Here is a 15,155-nt window from a genome sequence, read left to right on the forward strand (position 1 = left end):
CCTAGCCTCCATTCTCCTCCCGCAGCCGCGCCAAGCGACTTCTGCGGGTTTCGCGACGCGGCTTGCGCTCCACGGTTTCCAGCCTTGCTGGTAAGTCCGCCATTACGGCGCGCCTTCGAGCGGGTTCCATGGCCATCCACGAGCCAATCTCCTCGCGCGTGCGGCCACAGCCGAAACAATAGCCGGTTTTGCTGTCGATGGAGCAGACGAGGATGCAGGGCGATTCGATCATGACGGTAGATTAGCAGCTTCTCATGGGGGCATGTGGGGCATGTGGGCGGCATGGAGGATCAATGCAAGCCCGCGGGCAGGGAGCCATTGCTTTGGCGCGTGCCGGTCGTTATGCCCTGACGCATCCTGGAGAATGCCATATGACTGCCACCGGCCTGCCTTTCGACGACATCCGAAATCTCGTGCGTGATCTGCCGCCCGTTGACATGGGTGCGGGTGAGCGCGTCCGCGCATCGTTGCAGGGAGTAAACGGTGAGCGCCTGGGACGGCTTCCCGATCTGGCCGTCTGGTATTCGGCGGCGACGGGTCGGGCGCCGGGACTCGTGGCGCGCCCGTCCGTCGCACTATTTGCGGGCACTCACGGCATATCTGCCAAGCTCGGTGTGGATCACCCCATCGCATCCTTGCTGGAAAAGGTGGAAGAGATCGCCTCGGGCGCGGCGCCGGTGAGCCAGCTCTGCGGCGCTAACGATCTCGGGCTGAACTTGTTTGATCTGGCGCTTGAGGTGCCGGTGGGCGACGTAACCGTCGAAGCCGCTCTTGAAGAGCGTGACTGCGCGGCGACCATCGCGTTTGGAATGGAAGCCGTGGCCAACGGAGCGGATCTGCTGTGCCTCGGCACGGTCGGCGGCCAGGCGGATGTTTCAGCGCTTGCGTTGCTGCAGGCCGTTGGTGAGGAACTGGACAGCGCCGCGGAAGTCTGGCGCAAAGAGGCGGCCTTGGCGGAGGAGGCTCTTGCTACCCATGCCGGGCATCTGGGCGAACCGCTCGAAGCCTTGCGGCGGCTTGGCGGTCGGGAGATTTCTGCCCTTGTAGGTGCGATGCTCGCCGCCCGGACGCAAAAGGTCGCCGTCGTGCTGGACGGGCTGCCGGCGCTTGCGGCGGCGGCTGTTCTTCATGCGCTCAATCCGGCAGCACTCGATCATTGCCTGCTAGCCGATACCGGTTTCACCAATCGCGATGCCGTGCGGGGTATCCTGCCGTCGCCGGTCTGCCAGTTGGGAATGCGAGACCCGACGGGCCTCGTGCTGGCGGCGGACGTCATCAGGGCGGCGTGCGAGATCGCAAGCGGGGCGGCCGACGTGGCGCAGAGGCGATCCGCCTCCTAAGGCCGTTTCAGGCGCGGGCGCGTTCCGCCACCCGTTGGCGTGGCATGGCGGGAAGCTCCTCCATGACACGTGAGGCGGGAAAGGCGACAATCGCTTCGGTTCCCTCGCGCAGCTTCGATTTCAGTTCGAGCTGGCCGCCGTGAAGGTTGGCCAGTCCTTGCACGATGGGAAGCCCGAGACCTGTCCCTTGCTCGGCACTCTTGATCGCGATCGACCCCTGGCCGAAGGCGGCGAGCACCACCGGTATCTCGTCTTCCGGGATGCCCGGACCATTGTCGCGTATCGCCAGATATTGCCCGCCGCCTGCTGTCCATCCTACGCGCACGCGAATTTCGCCGCCGCTGGGTGTGAACTTGACCGCGTTGGAAAGCAGGTTGAGCATGATCTGTCTTATCGCGCGTTCGTCGGCCACCATCCGGGGCAGGGCGGGCTCGATCTGCTGGACGAGGCGGATGCCTTTGGAGCGCAATTTGAGTTCTACCATGCGGCAGCTTTCCTGCACGATGTCGGCGAGCAGGGTGGGTTCTTCGTTGAGTTGGTAACGTCCTGCCTCGATGCGGGACAGATCGAGGATCTCGTTGATCAGATCCAGAAGATGTTTGCCGGACTCGTGCACGTCACCCGCGTATTCGCGGTAGGTATCGTTCTGGATCGGCCCCAGCACTTCCTTGGCCATGACCTCGGAGAAGCCCAGAATGGCGTTGAGCGGCGTGCGCAACTCGTGGCTCATTGAGGCCAGGAAACGGGATTTGGCGAGGTTGGCTTCCTCGGCGCGCCTCCGCGCCTCGTCAGACATCGCCTTGGCGGTTTCCAACTCCGCTATGAGCCCGTCCTTTTCGCTGCGAAACGACAAAAGCGTGACGGCGGCCTGGTTCCTATGATGAGAGACATAGGCGAAAAAGGGCAGCGAAATCGTCAGAAGCCCTGCCATGATGGTCTGTATGGACAGCGCCGGGCCGGCGAAAAACCAGACGAACACACCCACCGGCAGTGCGAAAGCAACGATGACCGCGCCACGAAGCGAGGCAGCGATGAGGGCTGTCGCGGCGATCGCCATGAGGAGGATGATCGCCAGGATCAACGGCATCTGATCGACGCTCCAGGAGAAGCGACCGAGCGAAACAAGCCAGGCCCAGCCGATACCGCTCACAAAATAGAGGATGAGCAGATGGCGCTGCGTGGCCACTGCGTCGATGTCGGATATCTGCGCCCGGTCGATGCGGCGGGCCAGGAGAAAGAGGCTGGCATAGCTGCAGGCGGTCGGCAGCGCCCAGCCCACAAGGGCAAGATTCATATTGACCGAAAAGCCGAAAGCAGCAACCAGCAGCGCCATGGCCAGCACCGCCGGCCCGCTGTTGATGATGGCGCGGGCGTGGATCTTGAGCATCTCGCGCTCGAAATCGGGGCTGCCTATGCGCTGGGAAAGGCGGTCGCGCGTTTTGCGCACCGTGCGCGCCACCTCGCTGTTGCGGTGCGGCTTGGTACGGTCCACAATGAATTTATCTGGTGTATGGTTGCTGCCAGGCACCATAGGCTGCTTCGATTTCCCCGCCTTGTTGCCGGCAGGCTAGCCTTTAATGATTAAAAGACCCTTCACCATATGAGTGTGCGCTGGCGGGCAAGGCGTAGCAGAAGGCGAAACGGCAGCAGATGGCGGCGCTATGGCGACTGGCTTCTCGCCCTTGCCCTTCTGGCTGGCGTCGCGTTCGTATCGGCGCGGTTGGAGCGCATCGCCACCCGCGAATATGCGGGCGCGGTACAGATCGTTGATGGCGACAGCCTGAGGTTATTGTCGGAGGATATCAGATTGCGCGGCATCGATGCGCCGGAGCTGGATCAGCAGTGCGTTCTGGACGACGGGCCCTATGCCTGCGGGCGTAGGGCGCGTGCGGCGCTGAACGAACTCGTGCAGGGTCGCCGCGTCATCTGCGAAGGTTGGGAGTTCGATAAATATGGCCGGCTTCTGGCGCGATGCACGACGGAAGCGGGAGATCTGGCGCAAAGGATGGTGGAATCGGGGTGGGCAATCTCCTACGGTGACTTCCGTGCCGAGGAAGCGCGGGCACGGGCCAACCGCCGGGGCCTGTGGGCTGGTTCCTTCGATCAGCCGCAGGACTGGCGGTCGCGCGACCGTAGTCTGTCGGCTGAACCGCCCCATGACTGGTTCAGCCAGGTTGCGGGTTTCCTGCGGCAGTTGTTGGGGTACGGCCCGGCAATGGACACGCAGCGAGCGAAGGAGGACCGATGAAGCTATACGATGGAGGCAGGGCGCCCAATCCGCGCAGAGTGCGCATCTTTCTGCACGAGAAAGGGATCTCTGTGCCTATGGTGCCCGTCGACATGGGCGTTATGGAGCACAAGGGGCCGCAGATGAGTGCGCTCAATCCGATGCAACGGCTGCCGGTGCTGGAACTTGACGACGGCACCTGCCTTACGGAATCCGTTGCCATCTGCCGCTATTTCGAAGAGCTCAATCCAGAACCTCCGCTGTTCGGCGAAGGGGCGCTTGGGCGGGCGAGGGTGGAAATGTGGCAACGACGCATCGAGTTTCATCTCTTCATGGCTGTCGCCGCTGCGTTCCGTCATCTGCATCCCGCGATGAAGGAATGGGAGGTGCCGCAGGTGCCGGACTGGGGCGAGGCGAACAAGCCCAAGGTGAAGGAGTTCCTGGAGTTTCTCGACAAGGAGCTTGCAGACAGGAGATTTATTGCCGGGGACGATTACACGATTGCCGACATCACAGCGCTGGTGAGCGTCGATTTCATGAAGCCGGCCCGTATTGATATTCCGGACGGGCTCGACCATCTGATGCGCTGGTATCACACGGTGGCGGGCCGACCGAGCGCGAAGGCGTAAACGGCCGCTTGACGCGAATGAACGGTACGCTGGACAATCTGCTGGAGGAAATACGCGCCTGCAGGCACTGCAGGGATAGCGTACAAGGCAAAAGCCTGCCGCATGAGCCCAGGCCAGTGGTCGTGGGGTCGCGGACGGCGCGCATCTTGATTGCCGGGCAGGCTCCCGGCACACGCGTTCACGCATCAGGCATCCCTTTCGACGACCGCTCGGGCGACCGGCTTCGCGACTGGCTGGGGGTATCGCGCGAGACATTTTACGATCACGACCACTTTGCGATTGCCCCGATGGGCTTCTGCTTTCCCGGGCTCGATGCCAAAGGCGGAGATTTGCCGCCGAGACGGGAATGTGCACCGCTGTGGCGCGAGCGGCTGATGGCCGCCATGCCGCAAATCGAACTGGTTCTGACAATCGGCCAATACGCCCAAGCCTGGCACCTCGGCGATCTCAGGCATACGACGCTGACCGAGACGGTGCGGGACTGGCGCGGGATCTTTGAGCGTTCGGCCAGACCGAAGGTCCTGCCCCTGCCGCATCCTTCATGGCGAAACACGGGGTGGCTGAAAAAGAACCCCTGGTTCGAGACGGAACTGCTGCCAGTCCTGCGGGCGGAAATTGCCCGGCGTATTTGACGGGCAGTTCAGCGCTCTTCAACTATCATCAAGAATATTTTTCTTGCAAATACCTTATGACAGCATCATTTTAGAATTTCATTCTAAGGAGTCTGATGTATGGATCGCCTCGACCGAAAAATTTTGCGCCTGCTCCAGGAAAACGCAACGCTGGCGGTGGCCGACATTGCCAAAAAGGTCGGTCTGTCGACGACGCCGTGCTGGCGACGCATCCAGAAGCTGGAGGAGGAGGGTGTCATCCGCCGCCGCGTCGCCGTGCTGGACCCGGTCAAGGTCAATGCGCGGGTGACTGTTTTCGTCTCGATCCGAACCAATGCGCACAGCCATGAATGGCTCAAGCGCTTTGCTGAGGTAATCAAGGAATTTCCCGAAGTAGTGGAATTCTACCGCATGAGCGGCGATGTCGATTATCTGCTGCGCGTTGTGGTGCCGGACATTGCCGCCTATGACGCCTTTTACAAGCGGCTGATCTCCAAGATCGAGATAAGGGACGTGTCCTCGACATTTGCGATGGAGCAGATCAAGTACACGACCGAACTGCCGCTCGACTATCTGGTGCTGGACAAGGAGCCGGCGGGGTCCGCCGCTTGAGTGCCCGCCGCATGCGGATTGTCGATGAAAGACCAGGGAGAGCGGCCTTCTGCCGGCGATGCCGTGCGGTCTGAAACCGTGTCCGGCGCGACCTGCGCCATGCGGATCGTATAGCCCGATTCCACTACGGCAGGACCGTCGAGAATGAATATTTGGGTTTTCTCGAGCCCAAGTGTCAGTTTGCCCGTCACCGAGACCGCTTCGTAATTCATGCTGAGCCTATAGGGTTCCTTCGGCACCACGCGCACCATCTGAGCTGGCGGTGGCTGTACCATGTGGCTGCACGCACCGCTGCGTGGCACCAGCATGAATGAATAAACCAGTTCGCCCTCGCGGTCGGCCGGGAGCAGATAGCCTGAAAGCTCGACGGTCTTTCCGCCGAGTTCCGTGGCGAGAATAGGGGGATGGGTTGCGGCGGAGGGCGCTGGACCGATCTTCTGCCAGGTGGGGGATACGCCGGAAGGCAACAGATCGCTCCAGCCGACCCGCATGCTTTCGGCAGCTGTTCCGAAAGTCGGAAGGCAGATGGCCAGTACGACGGCTGATAGTCCGATCCGCATGTTCATCTGCCGCTCTTCCGGTTCTCGCTATTTCTCCAGCCTTGCTAGCAGCGACGACGTATCCCAGCGTTTGCCACCCATTTCCTGCACTTCCTTGTAGAACTGGTCCACAAGCGCGGTGACGGGCAGCTTTGCGCCGTTGTTGTTGGCTTCGGTCAGGCAGATTCCGAGATCCTTACGCATCCAGTCGACGGCGAAGCCGAACCCGTATTCGCCCTTGTTCATGGTCTTGTAGCGGTTTTCCATCTGCCAGGAGCCGGCCGCGCCCTTCGAGATCACCTCTATTACCTTCTCTATATCGAGGCCCGCCTTCTTGCCGAAGTGTATTCCTTCGGCAAGACCCTGCACCAGCCCGGCAATGCATATCTGGTTGATCATCTTGGTCAACTGACCGGCACCGGCCGCTCCCATCAGGCCGACCATGCGGGCGTATGCCTCGATCACCGGCTTGGCTCTGTCGAAAACGGCCTGTTCGCCGCCGCACATGACCGTCAGAGCGCCGTTTTCGGCTCCGGCCTGGCCGCCCGAGACCGGGGCGTCGATAAAGCCGAAATTCTTTCGCGCGGCGGCGTCGGCCAGTTCGCGCGCGATGTCGGCCGAGGCGGTCGTGTTGTCGATGAACACCGAACCGGATTTCATAGCGCCGAAGGCGCCGTCATCGCCAAGCGTCACGGAGCGCAAATCGTCGTCGTTGCCGACGCAAGAAAATACGAAATCCTTGCCGCTGGCAGCTTCGGCCGGCGTGGGAGCGGAGGAGCCACGGTGTTCGGCTACCCATTTTTTGGCCTTGGCTTTCGTGCGATTGTACACCGTTACCTCGTGGCCGCCGCGGTTTTTCAAATGCGCGGCCATGGGATAACCCATCACCCCAAGCCCGATGAATGCTATCTTTGCCATGGTGCTACCTCCTCGTTCGATATGCACGGACGTATCATGATGCTCAACATCGTGATCCGGACCCATCCTTTTGCTTTTGTGTCATCTTTCGATTTCCCATCACGCAATGAAGATCAGCGGATCAGGTGGCGTGTCAAGCGCCGTTCGATCCGGTCGATGGCCCTGCGCAGCATCTCGACGATGCTCAGATAGATGAGCGCCGCCCAGATATAGGTCTGGAAGTCGAAGGTGCGCGCATAGGCCCGGCGCGTCTCGCCCATCAGGTCGTAGACAGTGATGATGGCGACGATCGCCGAACCCTTGATCATGAGGACGATCTCGTTGCCATAGGGGCGCAAGGCGACCAGCAGCGCCTGGGGGACTATGATCTTGCGTATGGTTTGCAGCCGCGAGAGGCCGAGCGCGGAGGCTGCTTCCCACTGGCCCCGGCCAACGCTCTGGATGGCGCCACGCAGGATTTCCGCCTGGTAGGCGGCGGTGTTCAGCGTGAAGGCGAAGACCGCGCAGTTCCATGCGTCGCGAAAGAAGCCCCAGAGGCCCACGACCTGCAATTCCTCGCGGAAGGAACCGAGGCCGTAATAGACGAGAAAGGTCTGGGCAAGAAGCGGCGTGCCGCGAAAGAAATAGACATAGCCGTAGGCCAGTGCAGCGATTGGCCGGCTCCGGGAGTTCCGTCCGAGCGCAATCGGCACCGAAAGCAGGGCCCCCGCTAAAACCGATAGCGCGACCAGCTTGATCGTCACCCAAAGGCCCGAGGCGTATCGCGGCAGGTAGCGTTGGAAAAGCTCGGGGTTCAACGACGAGATCAGGAAAAGCATGATGCCGACGCCGAGGACCGCCCATAGGGAGATCAACGCGATGCCGAGCGCGCGCGCGCGCGTCATCCTTCGCGCTGGCGGCGGCGGTGGCAAATCCTCGGTTACGACGGCTGGGCGCACGGCGCTCATCGCGGCGCCCCGCCGGCCGAAACCCTGCGCTCGATCGCCGATAGGACGACGGAGGACAGCATCGCCAGCACGAGATAGAGCAGACAGGCGATGCCGAAGAACAGGAACGCCTCCTTGGTCACGCGGGATGCGATGCCTGTCTGCCGCAATATATCGGAAAGCCCTATTACCGATACGAGCGCTGTCTCCTTCAAGAGGATGAGCCAGAGATTGGAGAGGCCCGGCAGTGCGACGCGGATAAGCTGGGGCAGGATGACAAAACGCATGGTAAGCCAGCGCGACAGGCCGATGGCATAGGCGCCTTCATATTGTCCCGCCGGTATGGCGCGGAAGGCGGACAGGAAGACTTCACTCGCATAGGAAGAGAACACCGCGCCCAGTGCCACCATTCCGGCGACGAAGGCGTTGATCTCGATGCCGCCCGTGCCGCCCAGGAGACGCCAGAGTTGCTGGACGCCGATCTGTGCACCGTAATAGACGAGGAAGAGGGTGAGCAGTTCCGGCAGTCCGCGGAATATGGTCGTGTAGATGTTGGCGGCCAGCCGGAGCGCCGCTTCCTCCGAGCGCTTTCCAAGGGCAACGGCGAAACCGACGACAAGGCCGAAGGGAAGCGTTGCCAGCGCCAGCGATATTGTGACCAGCACACCTGCCGCAATGTCGTCGCCCCAGCCCTCGCGGCCAAAGCTGAGAAGGGTCAAGACCCTGTCCATGAGGCTCCCCAAGGCATTTTCGACGGGAGGGGATCCGCCGCGATCCACCCGGCCGCATTCACATTCGGCGCTGGGCTGCCCGAAAGCCCGGGCGCCCCCTTACGGTTCTAGAGCAATTCCAGGACAAGTGGAAACCGGGTTTCCGTCCGGAATTGCTTTAAATCAAATAGTTAGATCAGTTCAGCGTTTCCGTGAAACCGTGAATTGATCTAGCAGGATACAGTGGAGCAAGTGAAAGCGCGGCGGGACCGGCTCGCCGCGCTCTGACGGGGGCTCTTACTCTCCGTACGCGTCGAAGCTGAAATACTTGTCGTTGATTTCCTTGTAGGTACCGTTTTCACGGATAGCCGTTATGGCGGCGTTCAGCTTTTCGCGCAGTTCGTCCTCGCCTTTGCGGACGGCGATGCCGATACCTTCACCGTAGATTTCCTCCACCGGTGTCAGCGTGTCGAGCACCTTGCAGCATTCACCATCCGGCGTACCGAGCCATTCCTCAAGCACGATTATGTCGTCGATGACGGCATCCAGACGGCCGTTCGCCATGTCCAGCTTGTATTCTTCTGCGGTCGGATAGGCCTTGACTTCGCTGTCGGGAAAGGTCGCCTCGGCGAACTGGGCGTGGGTCGTGGCGGCCTGGGCGCCGATCACCTTGCCAGCCATTTCCTCGGCTGTGGCGGCCGCGATGTCGGAATCCTTGGGCACGACCAGCGCCGGCGGTGTGTTGTAGTACTTCTCAGTAAAGTCGACCTGCTCCTTGCGCTCCTCGGTGATGGACATGGAAGCGATGATGGCGTCGAACTTGCCGGCCTGAAGCGCCGGAATGATACCGTCCCAATCCTGGGTGACGAACTCGCACTCGGCGTTCATTTCCTCGCACAGTGCCTTGGCGATGTCGATGTCGAAGCCTTCCAGCTCGCCGGCGGCGTTGAGGTTGTTGAAGGGCGGATACGCCCCCTCCGTGCCGATCTTCAGCTGCATCTTCTCCTGCGCGCCGGCCACACCCATCGTGGCGGCCAGGGCCAGTGCCGAAAGACCCAGCGCGATACGCCTTGAAACCTTCATGAATGTTCCTCTCTGTCTTGCTTGTCCCCGGGCATTTGTCTTGCGACCGCCGGGTTTGAGCGGCGATATTCCCACTCTTTGAAACAAAATTGCAACCGTAAAACTGCGGTCCCGGATCGCTCAGCCACGCTTCATGCCCAGATATTGCTGGATGAAATCGGCGATGCCGGCAATGTCGTCGCGGGAAAATGTGGGGCCTTCTTCCTTTGCGCTTCCGGTGGCGGAGGCGATAGCCACGACCGAGGGAACCCGGTCGGCGAGGGGAGCCTGGCCGGAGGTGGAGCCGCGACACTCGATCTTGGGATGCGGCTCATTCTTGTAACCTTCGACCAGCACGATATCGGCAGGGGAAAGCTTTGCCAGTACTGCCTCCAGCGGCGGTTCGTTCTCGTCGCCCAACTCATGCATCAACGCCCAGCGGCGGCCTGATACGATGGCGGTCTCCGTGGCGCCGGCAGCGCGGTGGCGGAACGAATCTGTGCCTGGTTTGTCGATATCGAAAGCGTGGTGGGCATGCTTGACCGTCGCCACCCGCAAGCCCCGCGCGGCAAACTCGGTGACCAGCCGCTCGGTCAGTGTCGTTTTGCCGGAATTCTTCCATCCGGTGATGCCGAAGACATGGCGGTTCATAGGGCGCCCATCTTACGGGCAACGTGAATGACGTAAAGAGTGGTCAGCACGCCCGCTATCGAAGAGAAGAACATAACGAAAAGCAGCGGGTAAGGACCCGATTCTGGAGCAAGCAGCGCGCCGGCAATCACCGAGAGTACCGCGCCGCCGCCGATCTGCAGCGCACCGCCGAGCCCGGAAGCGGTCCCCGCGAGGTGAGGGCGCACGCTAACGACGCCTGCCGTGGCGTTAGGCAGCGTTATGCCGTTGCCCATACCGACGAAAAAGGTAGGGCCGAAAAGCGAAAGCGGGTGGTAGAAGCCGGCGGCGAACAGGCCGATCGACAGCCCCATCCCCACAGCTGCCGTCATGTTCCCGGCCAGCATCATCCGGTTGATGCCGATGACTCGCGAAAACCGCCCCGAGATGAAGTTGCCCAGCATGTAGCCTAAGGTAATCAGCACAAAGTACATGCCGTATTGCGAAGGCGACAGGTTCAATTGCACGGTCGCCACGAACGGCCCCCCGCCCAGGAACGCGAAAAAGGCGCCGGAGGAGAAGGCGGCAGTGGCCCCATAGCCCCAGAAGCGACGAGACCGGAACAGCTCAGGATAGTTCCTCAACTGGCTGGACATAGAAGCCGACCGGCTGTGATTGGTCTCTCCCAGATCGAGCCAGACGACGATGAAGGCCACAACGCCGAAGGCGAGCATCAGGTGGAAGGTGGCTTGCCAGCCATAGAGCTCGTCCAGGAAGCCGCCGATCAACGGGCCGATCATGGGGGCGACGGTCATGCCCATTGTGATGTAGCCGATGCGGCTCGCTGCCTCGTCTGCCCCGACAGTGTCGCGCACGATGGCGCGGGACAGCACCATTCCGGCCGCCGCGAAGGCCTGGAAGACACGGCAGACCAGAAGGATTTCGATCGACGGCGCATAGGTCGCCGCCAAAGTGCTTGCGATGAAGATTGCGAAGCTTATCAGCATCACCGGCCGGCGTCCAAACCGGTCGGAGGCCGGGCCGATGCCGAGTTGGAGAATTGCGGTAGCCACGAGATAGAGCGAAACCGCGAGCTGCACGACGCCGTAATCCGCCTCGAAATGCCGTGCCATGCCGGGCAGGGACGGCAGGAAGACGTTCATGGCGACGGCCGCGGTGGCGGCGGCCATTACGAGAGTCAGAATGTGCGGCGGGGTCGTGCGATCTAAGCTGCGGACCGACATGCTGTTTCCTTCTCCGCCCTACACGCCGTCGGGCGCCATGCCTGGCCCGGTGCTGTGGACGATAGGCGTTTTCCTCGCCACGACCTGCTCGCGGTAGAGGGCGTAAAGCCCCGAGGTCACGACGATCGCCGCCCCTCCAAGCATCATCAGATCAGGAATATCGCCAAAGATTACAAGGCCTAGCAGAATGGCCCACAACAGCCCGGTGTAACGGAAGGGAGCCATGAAGGAGACGTCGCCCTCTCGCATGGCCATGATGATGAACTGATAGCCGAAGATCAGGAAGACCGCGGCCGCCAGAAGCAGGCCGACATTCGTGAAGGTGAGCGGGGACCAGCCGCCGAAAGGCTCGACCAATGCTGCGCCGCATACGGAGACGGCGATCGAAGTCGCAAGGGATACCAGCGCCGTGGGTGTGGCGGCGGGAATCTGCCTTGTGGCAAGGTCGCGCACCGTGCAGAAGCCGACGGCGGCAAGCGCAAGCAAAGACCAGCCGCTGAAACCTTCCAGCCCGGGGCGAACGATGATCATGACGCCGGCGAAACCAACCGCGATGGCTGCCCATCTGCGCCAGCCGACGGGCTCTCCGTAAAACAGCGCCGCACCCATGGTTACGGCGAGCGGCAGGGCCTGGAGGACGGCATGAATATTGGCTATGGGCAGCCGCATGAGCGCTGTCAGGAATGTGACAGTGGCCGCGACCTCGCAACCCATGCGCAGGAAAACGCTTGGGTGGCGGAGCCCGCCAAGCCTGGAGAATGCGCCGGTGCGCCACACGAGCAGCGCTAGCAGGATGGTGGCAAAGACGCCGCGCACGAGCATGATCTGGCCCATGTTCATGCCCTGCGATGCCAGCTTGGCAAATGCGTCGTTGATGGTGAAGCCGGCCATCGACACCGACATGAAAAGCGCACCACGCAGATTGGGAGAAAGAACCACGCGCACCCCGTCGGCAGAATTGATCAGGATGCCTTATTGTTTTCAAGCGCAACTGGCAATCGGTCCAGTGCCGTAAAGATGTGGTTCAGCCGCCCGTAACGCTCATGTGGCGGGAGACGGCCGGACGTCTGGTCCGCCGGTCGATTACGAAATCATGTCCCTTCGGCTTGCGCGAGATCGCCTCGTCAATCGCCCCCGACAGAAGGTCGTTGCCTTCCGAGGCCCGCAGCGGGCTGCGCAGGTCGGCGGCGTCCTCCTGGCCGAGGCACATGAACAGCGTGCCGGTGCAGGTTATGCGGACACGGTTGCAGCTTTCGCAGAAATTATGGGTCATCGGCGTGATGAAGCCGAGCCGGCCTCCGGTCTCCGCGACCTCGACATAGCGTGCCGGCCCACCCGTCTTGTAGGGGATGTCCGTCAGCGTGAAGCGCTTTTCCAGGTCGGCGCGCAATTGGGAAAGGGGCAGGTACTGATCGGTGCGGTCGCCGTCGATTTCGCCGAGCGGCATTGTCTCGATCACGGTCATGTCCATGCCGCGGCCATGGGCCCAGGAAAGCATCGCCGGGATCTCGGCTTCGTTGAACCCCTTGAGCGCCACCGTGTTGAGCTTGACCTTCAGGCCCGCGGCAGCGGCGGCTTCGATACCTCGCATCACACGGTCGAGATGGCCCCAGCGGGTAATGGAGCGGAACTTTTCCGGGTCGAGGGTATCAATCGAGACGTTGATGCGCTTGACGCCGCAGTCGGCAAGTTCGCCAGCGAAGCGTTCGAGTTGGGAGCCGTTGGTGGTCAGGGTCAGTTCGTCGAGCGAGCCCGATTTCAGGTGCCGCGACAATTCGCGGACGAGATGCATGATATTCTTGCGGACCAGCGGTTCGCCGCCTGTCAGCCTCAGCCTGCGCACGCCCTTCTCGATGAATACCGTGCAAAGCCGGTCGAGTTCCTCGAGGCTGAGCAGGTCGCGCTTGGGCAGGAACGTCATGTCCTCCGCCATGCAGTAGACGCAGCGGAAGTCGCAGCGGTCGGTAACCGAGACGCGCAGATAGTCGATGGCGCGTCCGAATGGATCAATCATGCTGGATACCGTGCTCATTCCGCGATCCTGGTTCGTTTTTCCGGCTGGACCGAATGTCAGGCCGATCAGGGGCTTTTTCAATAGGCTGGGGCAGGCTAGCATCATGGCAGACGCTTCGGCAATATTCATCGCTCCAACCTCCGGACATACTCATGAAGCCTCCCAGCGAACTCAGGGTTTCTCGCGATCGGCGAACATTGACCGTCACGTTCGACGGGGAAGAGCCCGTCGCGCTCGGTGCGGAACTGCTGCGGGTGCTCTCTCCCTCGGCGGAAGTGCAGGGCCATTCACCTGACCAGCGCGTGACGGTGGGCGGCAAGCGCGAAGTCGGCATCGCTCGTATGGAGCCAGTGGGAAACTACGCGGTGCGCATCGTTTTCGACGACGGCCATGATACGGGGCTCTTTAGCTGGACATATCTGGCTGCCTTGTGCCGCGAGCGCGATGCGCGCTGGCAGGAATATCTTGAAGAACTGGACCAGAAGGGGCTGAGCCGTGATCGATGAAGCTGGCGCCACGTCCGGATTTGTCGAAAGCGTGGAAGCTCTGGAAGCGATCTATGGCAAGCCCGGCACGGCCTCCCTTGTGAAGGAGGTCGACCACATCATTGCGCCCTATGCCGCGTTCATCGAGGTAGCGCCTTTCGTGGCCCTCGCCACGTCGGGACCGGAAGGACTCGATTGCTCGCCGCGCGGCGACGAGCCGGGCTTTGTCCGGGTTCACGACGAACGGACCTTGCTGATGCCCGACCGGCGGGGCAACAATCGCATCGATTCGCTGCGCAATATCGTGCGCGACGGCCGGGTGGCGCTGCTGTTCCTGGTGCCGGGATCAGGCACGACGCTGCGGGTCAACGGCAGTGCCCGGCTGAGCGTTGATCCAGCCCTGTGTGACAGCTTCGCCGTTGGCGGCAAGGCGCCCCGCTCGGTCGTCGTCGTGCATGTGGAAACCGTGTATTTTCAGTGCGCCCGCGCCATACAGCGGTCCAGGCTGTGGGATGCCGCGTCACAGGCTGCGGCCTTGGGCCTGCCGACGCCCGGGGATATACTCGACACACTTACCTCGGGCGAAATTAACGGCGCCAAGTATGATCAGGAATGGCCAGAGCGTGCTGCCAAGACGATGTGGTAGGCTCGAGATTCGTGGACGGGAGCCGGGTCTAATCCCGCTCGAGTTCGTCGATGATGCGCCGCATATGCTCTCCGAGCGCGTGGCATTGCGAAGGTGTCGACTGCGCCATGACGCGGTCGATCAACCCCGTATAGACCTCTAGCGCCTTCATCAGCAGGGCCTCGCCCTTTTTGGTCAGGTAAAGGCGCATAATGCGCTTGTCGTTGGGGTCGCCCTCCCGGTGCAGGAGCTCCTGCATCTCCAACTGTGGCAGCAGCATTGTGATGTTGGACCGCCCGACGAGAAGCCGCCGTGCGAGATCGTGCTGGGAAGTTCCGGGATGCCGGTAGAGATTCATCAGGACGTCGAGCTGGGCGATCTTGAGGCCGAGCGGCGCCAGCGCCTGACTGAGCGCCTTGACGACAGCCTTCTCGGCACGGACAACGGCGATCCAGTTGTGGAACCGGGGATTGTCCCAAGGGAGTTGTTGCTTATTGTTCATGGCTGAACTATAATGTTCAAGGATGAACATTTAAAGGCGACGACGATGGCTTCTCTCCGATTGTCTGTACTGCGGACCTTGTTTGGAATAGCAGAACATATC

The 15,155-nt window shown here is 61.7% G+C and carries 19 protein-coding genes; 7 read left to right on the plus strand and 12 right to left on the minus strand.

What is annotated here, in order from left to right; genetic code table 11:
- Position 1: 1 nt before the first annotated feature.
- Entirely contained in the window at positions 2–232 is a 231-nt protein-coding gene (locus N1058_RS16635) for a DUF1289 domain-containing protein (RefSeq protein ID WP_265518728.1), read from the minus strand.
- Between the two features lie 139 nt (positions 233–371).
- On the opposite strand from N1058_RS16635, the gene N1058_RS16640 reads away from it, so the two are divergent.
- A complete protein-coding gene (locus N1058_RS16640) occupies positions 372–1,340 on the plus strand; it encodes a nicotinate-nucleotide--dimethylbenzimidazole phosphoribosyltransferase (protein ID WP_265518729.1) in 969 nt (322 codons plus the stop codon).
- A gap of 7 nt (positions 1,341–1,347) precedes the next feature.
- Here N1058_RS16640 and N1058_RS16645 read toward each other — a convergent pair whose 3' ends face one another.
- Complete coding sequence (locus N1058_RS16645) at positions 1,348–2,871, minus strand: sensor histidine kinase (RefSeq protein ID WP_265518730.1); 1,524 nt, start codon at positions 2,869–2,871, stop codon at positions 1,348–1,350.
- Positions 2,872–2,940: 69 nt separating this feature from the next.
- Here N1058_RS16645 and N1058_RS16650 point away from each other — a divergent pair, with 69 nt between their 5' ends.
- The 4 genes from N1058_RS16650 (at position 2,941) to N1058_RS16665 (ending at position 5,419) form a co-directional block, all read left to right on the plus strand.
- Positions 2,941–3,588 carry a thermonuclease family protein gene (locus N1058_RS16650; RefSeq protein ID WP_265518731.1) on the plus strand — a complete coding sequence of 216 codons (648 nt, stop codon included), beginning with the start codon at positions 2,941–2,943 and terminating at the stop codon, positions 3,586–3,588.
- Positions 3,585–4,196 (plus strand): glutathione S-transferase family protein, encoded by a 612-nt coding sequence (locus N1058_RS16655; RefSeq protein WP_265518732.1) that lies wholly within the window; start codon positions 3,585–3,587, stop codon positions 4,194–4,196. Before N1058_RS16650 ends, N1058_RS16655 begins: the two co-directional genes overlap by 4 nt.
- A gap of 17 nt (positions 4,197–4,213) precedes the next feature.
- The gene (locus N1058_RS16660; protein WP_265518871.1) at positions 4,214–4,828 is read left to right on the plus strand and encodes a uracil-DNA glycosylase family protein; all 615 of its coding nucleotides are present in this window, start codon (positions 4,214–4,216) and stop codon (positions 4,826–4,828) included.
- A 99-nt stretch (positions 4,829–4,927) separates the two neighbouring features.
- On the plus strand, positions 4,928–5,419 hold the full coding sequence (locus N1058_RS16665; protein ID WP_265518733.1) for an Lrp/AsnC family transcriptional regulator: 492 nt from the start codon (positions 4,928–4,930) through the stop codon (positions 5,417–5,419).
- Here the strand turns inward: N1058_RS16665 and N1058_RS16670 are convergent.
- The 9 genes from N1058_RS16670 to moaA all read right to left on the minus strand — a co-directional run bounded on the left by N1058_RS16670 (position 5,377) and on the right by moaA (position 13,459).
- Positions 5,377–5,985, minus strand: coding sequence for a DUF3299 domain-containing protein (locus N1058_RS16670; RefSeq protein ID WP_265518734.1), 609 nt, complete (start codon positions 5,983–5,985; stop codon positions 5,377–5,379). The two genes, N1058_RS16665 and N1058_RS16670, sit on opposite strands and share 43 nt — an antisense overlap.
- A 21-nt stretch (positions 5,986–6,006) precedes the next feature.
- Positions 6,007–6,876 (minus strand): NAD(P)-dependent oxidoreductase, encoded by an 870-nt coding sequence (locus N1058_RS16675; protein WP_265518735.1) that lies wholly within the window; start codon positions 6,874–6,876, stop codon positions 6,007–6,009.
- Positions 6,877–6,989: 113 nt separating this feature from the next.
- Entirely contained in the window at positions 6,990–7,760 is a 771-nt protein-coding gene (locus N1058_RS16680; RefSeq protein WP_265518736.1) for an ABC transporter permease, read from the minus strand.
- A 59-nt stretch (positions 7,761–7,819) separates the two neighbouring features.
- Positions 7,820–8,533, minus strand: coding sequence for an ABC transporter permease (locus N1058_RS16685; RefSeq protein ID WP_265518737.1), 714 nt, complete (start codon positions 8,531–8,533; stop codon positions 7,820–7,822).
- A 276-nt stretch (positions 8,534–8,809) separates the two neighbouring features.
- Entirely contained in the window at positions 8,810–9,595 is a 786-nt protein-coding gene (locus tag N1058_RS16690) for an ABC transporter substrate-binding protein (RefSeq protein ID WP_265518738.1), read from the minus strand.
- Between the two features lie 120 nt (positions 9,596–9,715).
- Positions 9,716–10,225: a molybdopterin-guanine dinucleotide biosynthesis protein B gene (gene mobB / locus N1058_RS16695; RefSeq protein ID WP_265518739.1), complete on the minus strand. Its 510-nt coding sequence runs from the start codon at positions 10,223–10,225 to the stop codon at positions 9,716–9,718.
- On the minus strand, positions 10,222–11,427 hold the full coding sequence (locus N1058_RS16700) for a multidrug effflux MFS transporter (protein ID WP_265518740.1): 1,206 nt from the start codon (positions 11,425–11,427) through the stop codon (positions 10,222–10,224). Before N1058_RS16700 ends, mobB begins: the two co-directional genes overlap by 4 nt.
- A gap of 18 nt (positions 11,428–11,445) precedes the next feature.
- On the minus strand, positions 11,446–12,366 hold the full coding sequence (locus tag N1058_RS16705) for a DMT family transporter (RefSeq protein ID WP_265518741.1): 921 nt from the start codon (positions 12,364–12,366) through the stop codon (positions 11,446–11,448).
- 85 nt (positions 12,367–12,451) lie between these two features.
- The gene (moaA, locus tag N1058_RS16710) at positions 12,452–13,459 is read right to left on the minus strand and encodes a GTP 3',8-cyclase MoaA (RefSeq protein WP_265518742.1); all 1,008 of its coding nucleotides are present in this window, start codon (positions 13,457–13,459) and stop codon (positions 12,452–12,454) included.
- A gap of 134 nt (positions 13,460–13,593) precedes the next feature.
- Here moaA and N1058_RS16715 point away from each other — a divergent pair, with 134 nt between their 5' ends.
- Both N1058_RS16715 and N1058_RS16720 read left to right on the plus strand, forming a co-directional pair.
- The gene (locus N1058_RS16715) at positions 13,594–13,947 is read left to right on the plus strand and encodes a gamma-butyrobetaine hydroxylase family protein (RefSeq protein ID WP_265518743.1); all 354 of its coding nucleotides are present in this window, start codon (positions 13,594–13,596) and stop codon (positions 13,945–13,947) included.
- Positions 13,937–14,572 (plus strand): pyridoxamine 5'-phosphate oxidase family protein, encoded by a 636-nt coding sequence (locus N1058_RS16720; RefSeq protein ID WP_265518744.1) that lies wholly within the window; start codon positions 13,937–13,939, stop codon positions 14,570–14,572. The genes N1058_RS16715 and N1058_RS16720 overlap by 11 nt, the downstream gene beginning before the upstream one ends.
- 28 nt (positions 14,573–14,600) lie before the next feature.
- Here the strand turns inward: N1058_RS16720 and N1058_RS16725 are convergent, their stop codons facing one another.
- Positions 14,601–15,053 carry a MarR family winged helix-turn-helix transcriptional regulator gene (locus tag N1058_RS16725; RefSeq protein WP_265518745.1) on the minus strand — a complete coding sequence of 151 codons (453 nt, stop codon included), beginning with the start codon at positions 15,051–15,053 and terminating at the stop codon, positions 14,601–14,603.
- Between the last annotated feature and the right edge of the window lie 102 nt (positions 15,054–15,155).

This window comes from Nitratireductor luteus (genome assembly GCF_026162365.1).
In the GTDB taxonomy this organism is placed as follows: Bacteria; Pseudomonadota; Alphaproteobacteria; order Rhizobiales; family Rhizobiaceae; genus Chelativorans; species Chelativorans luteus.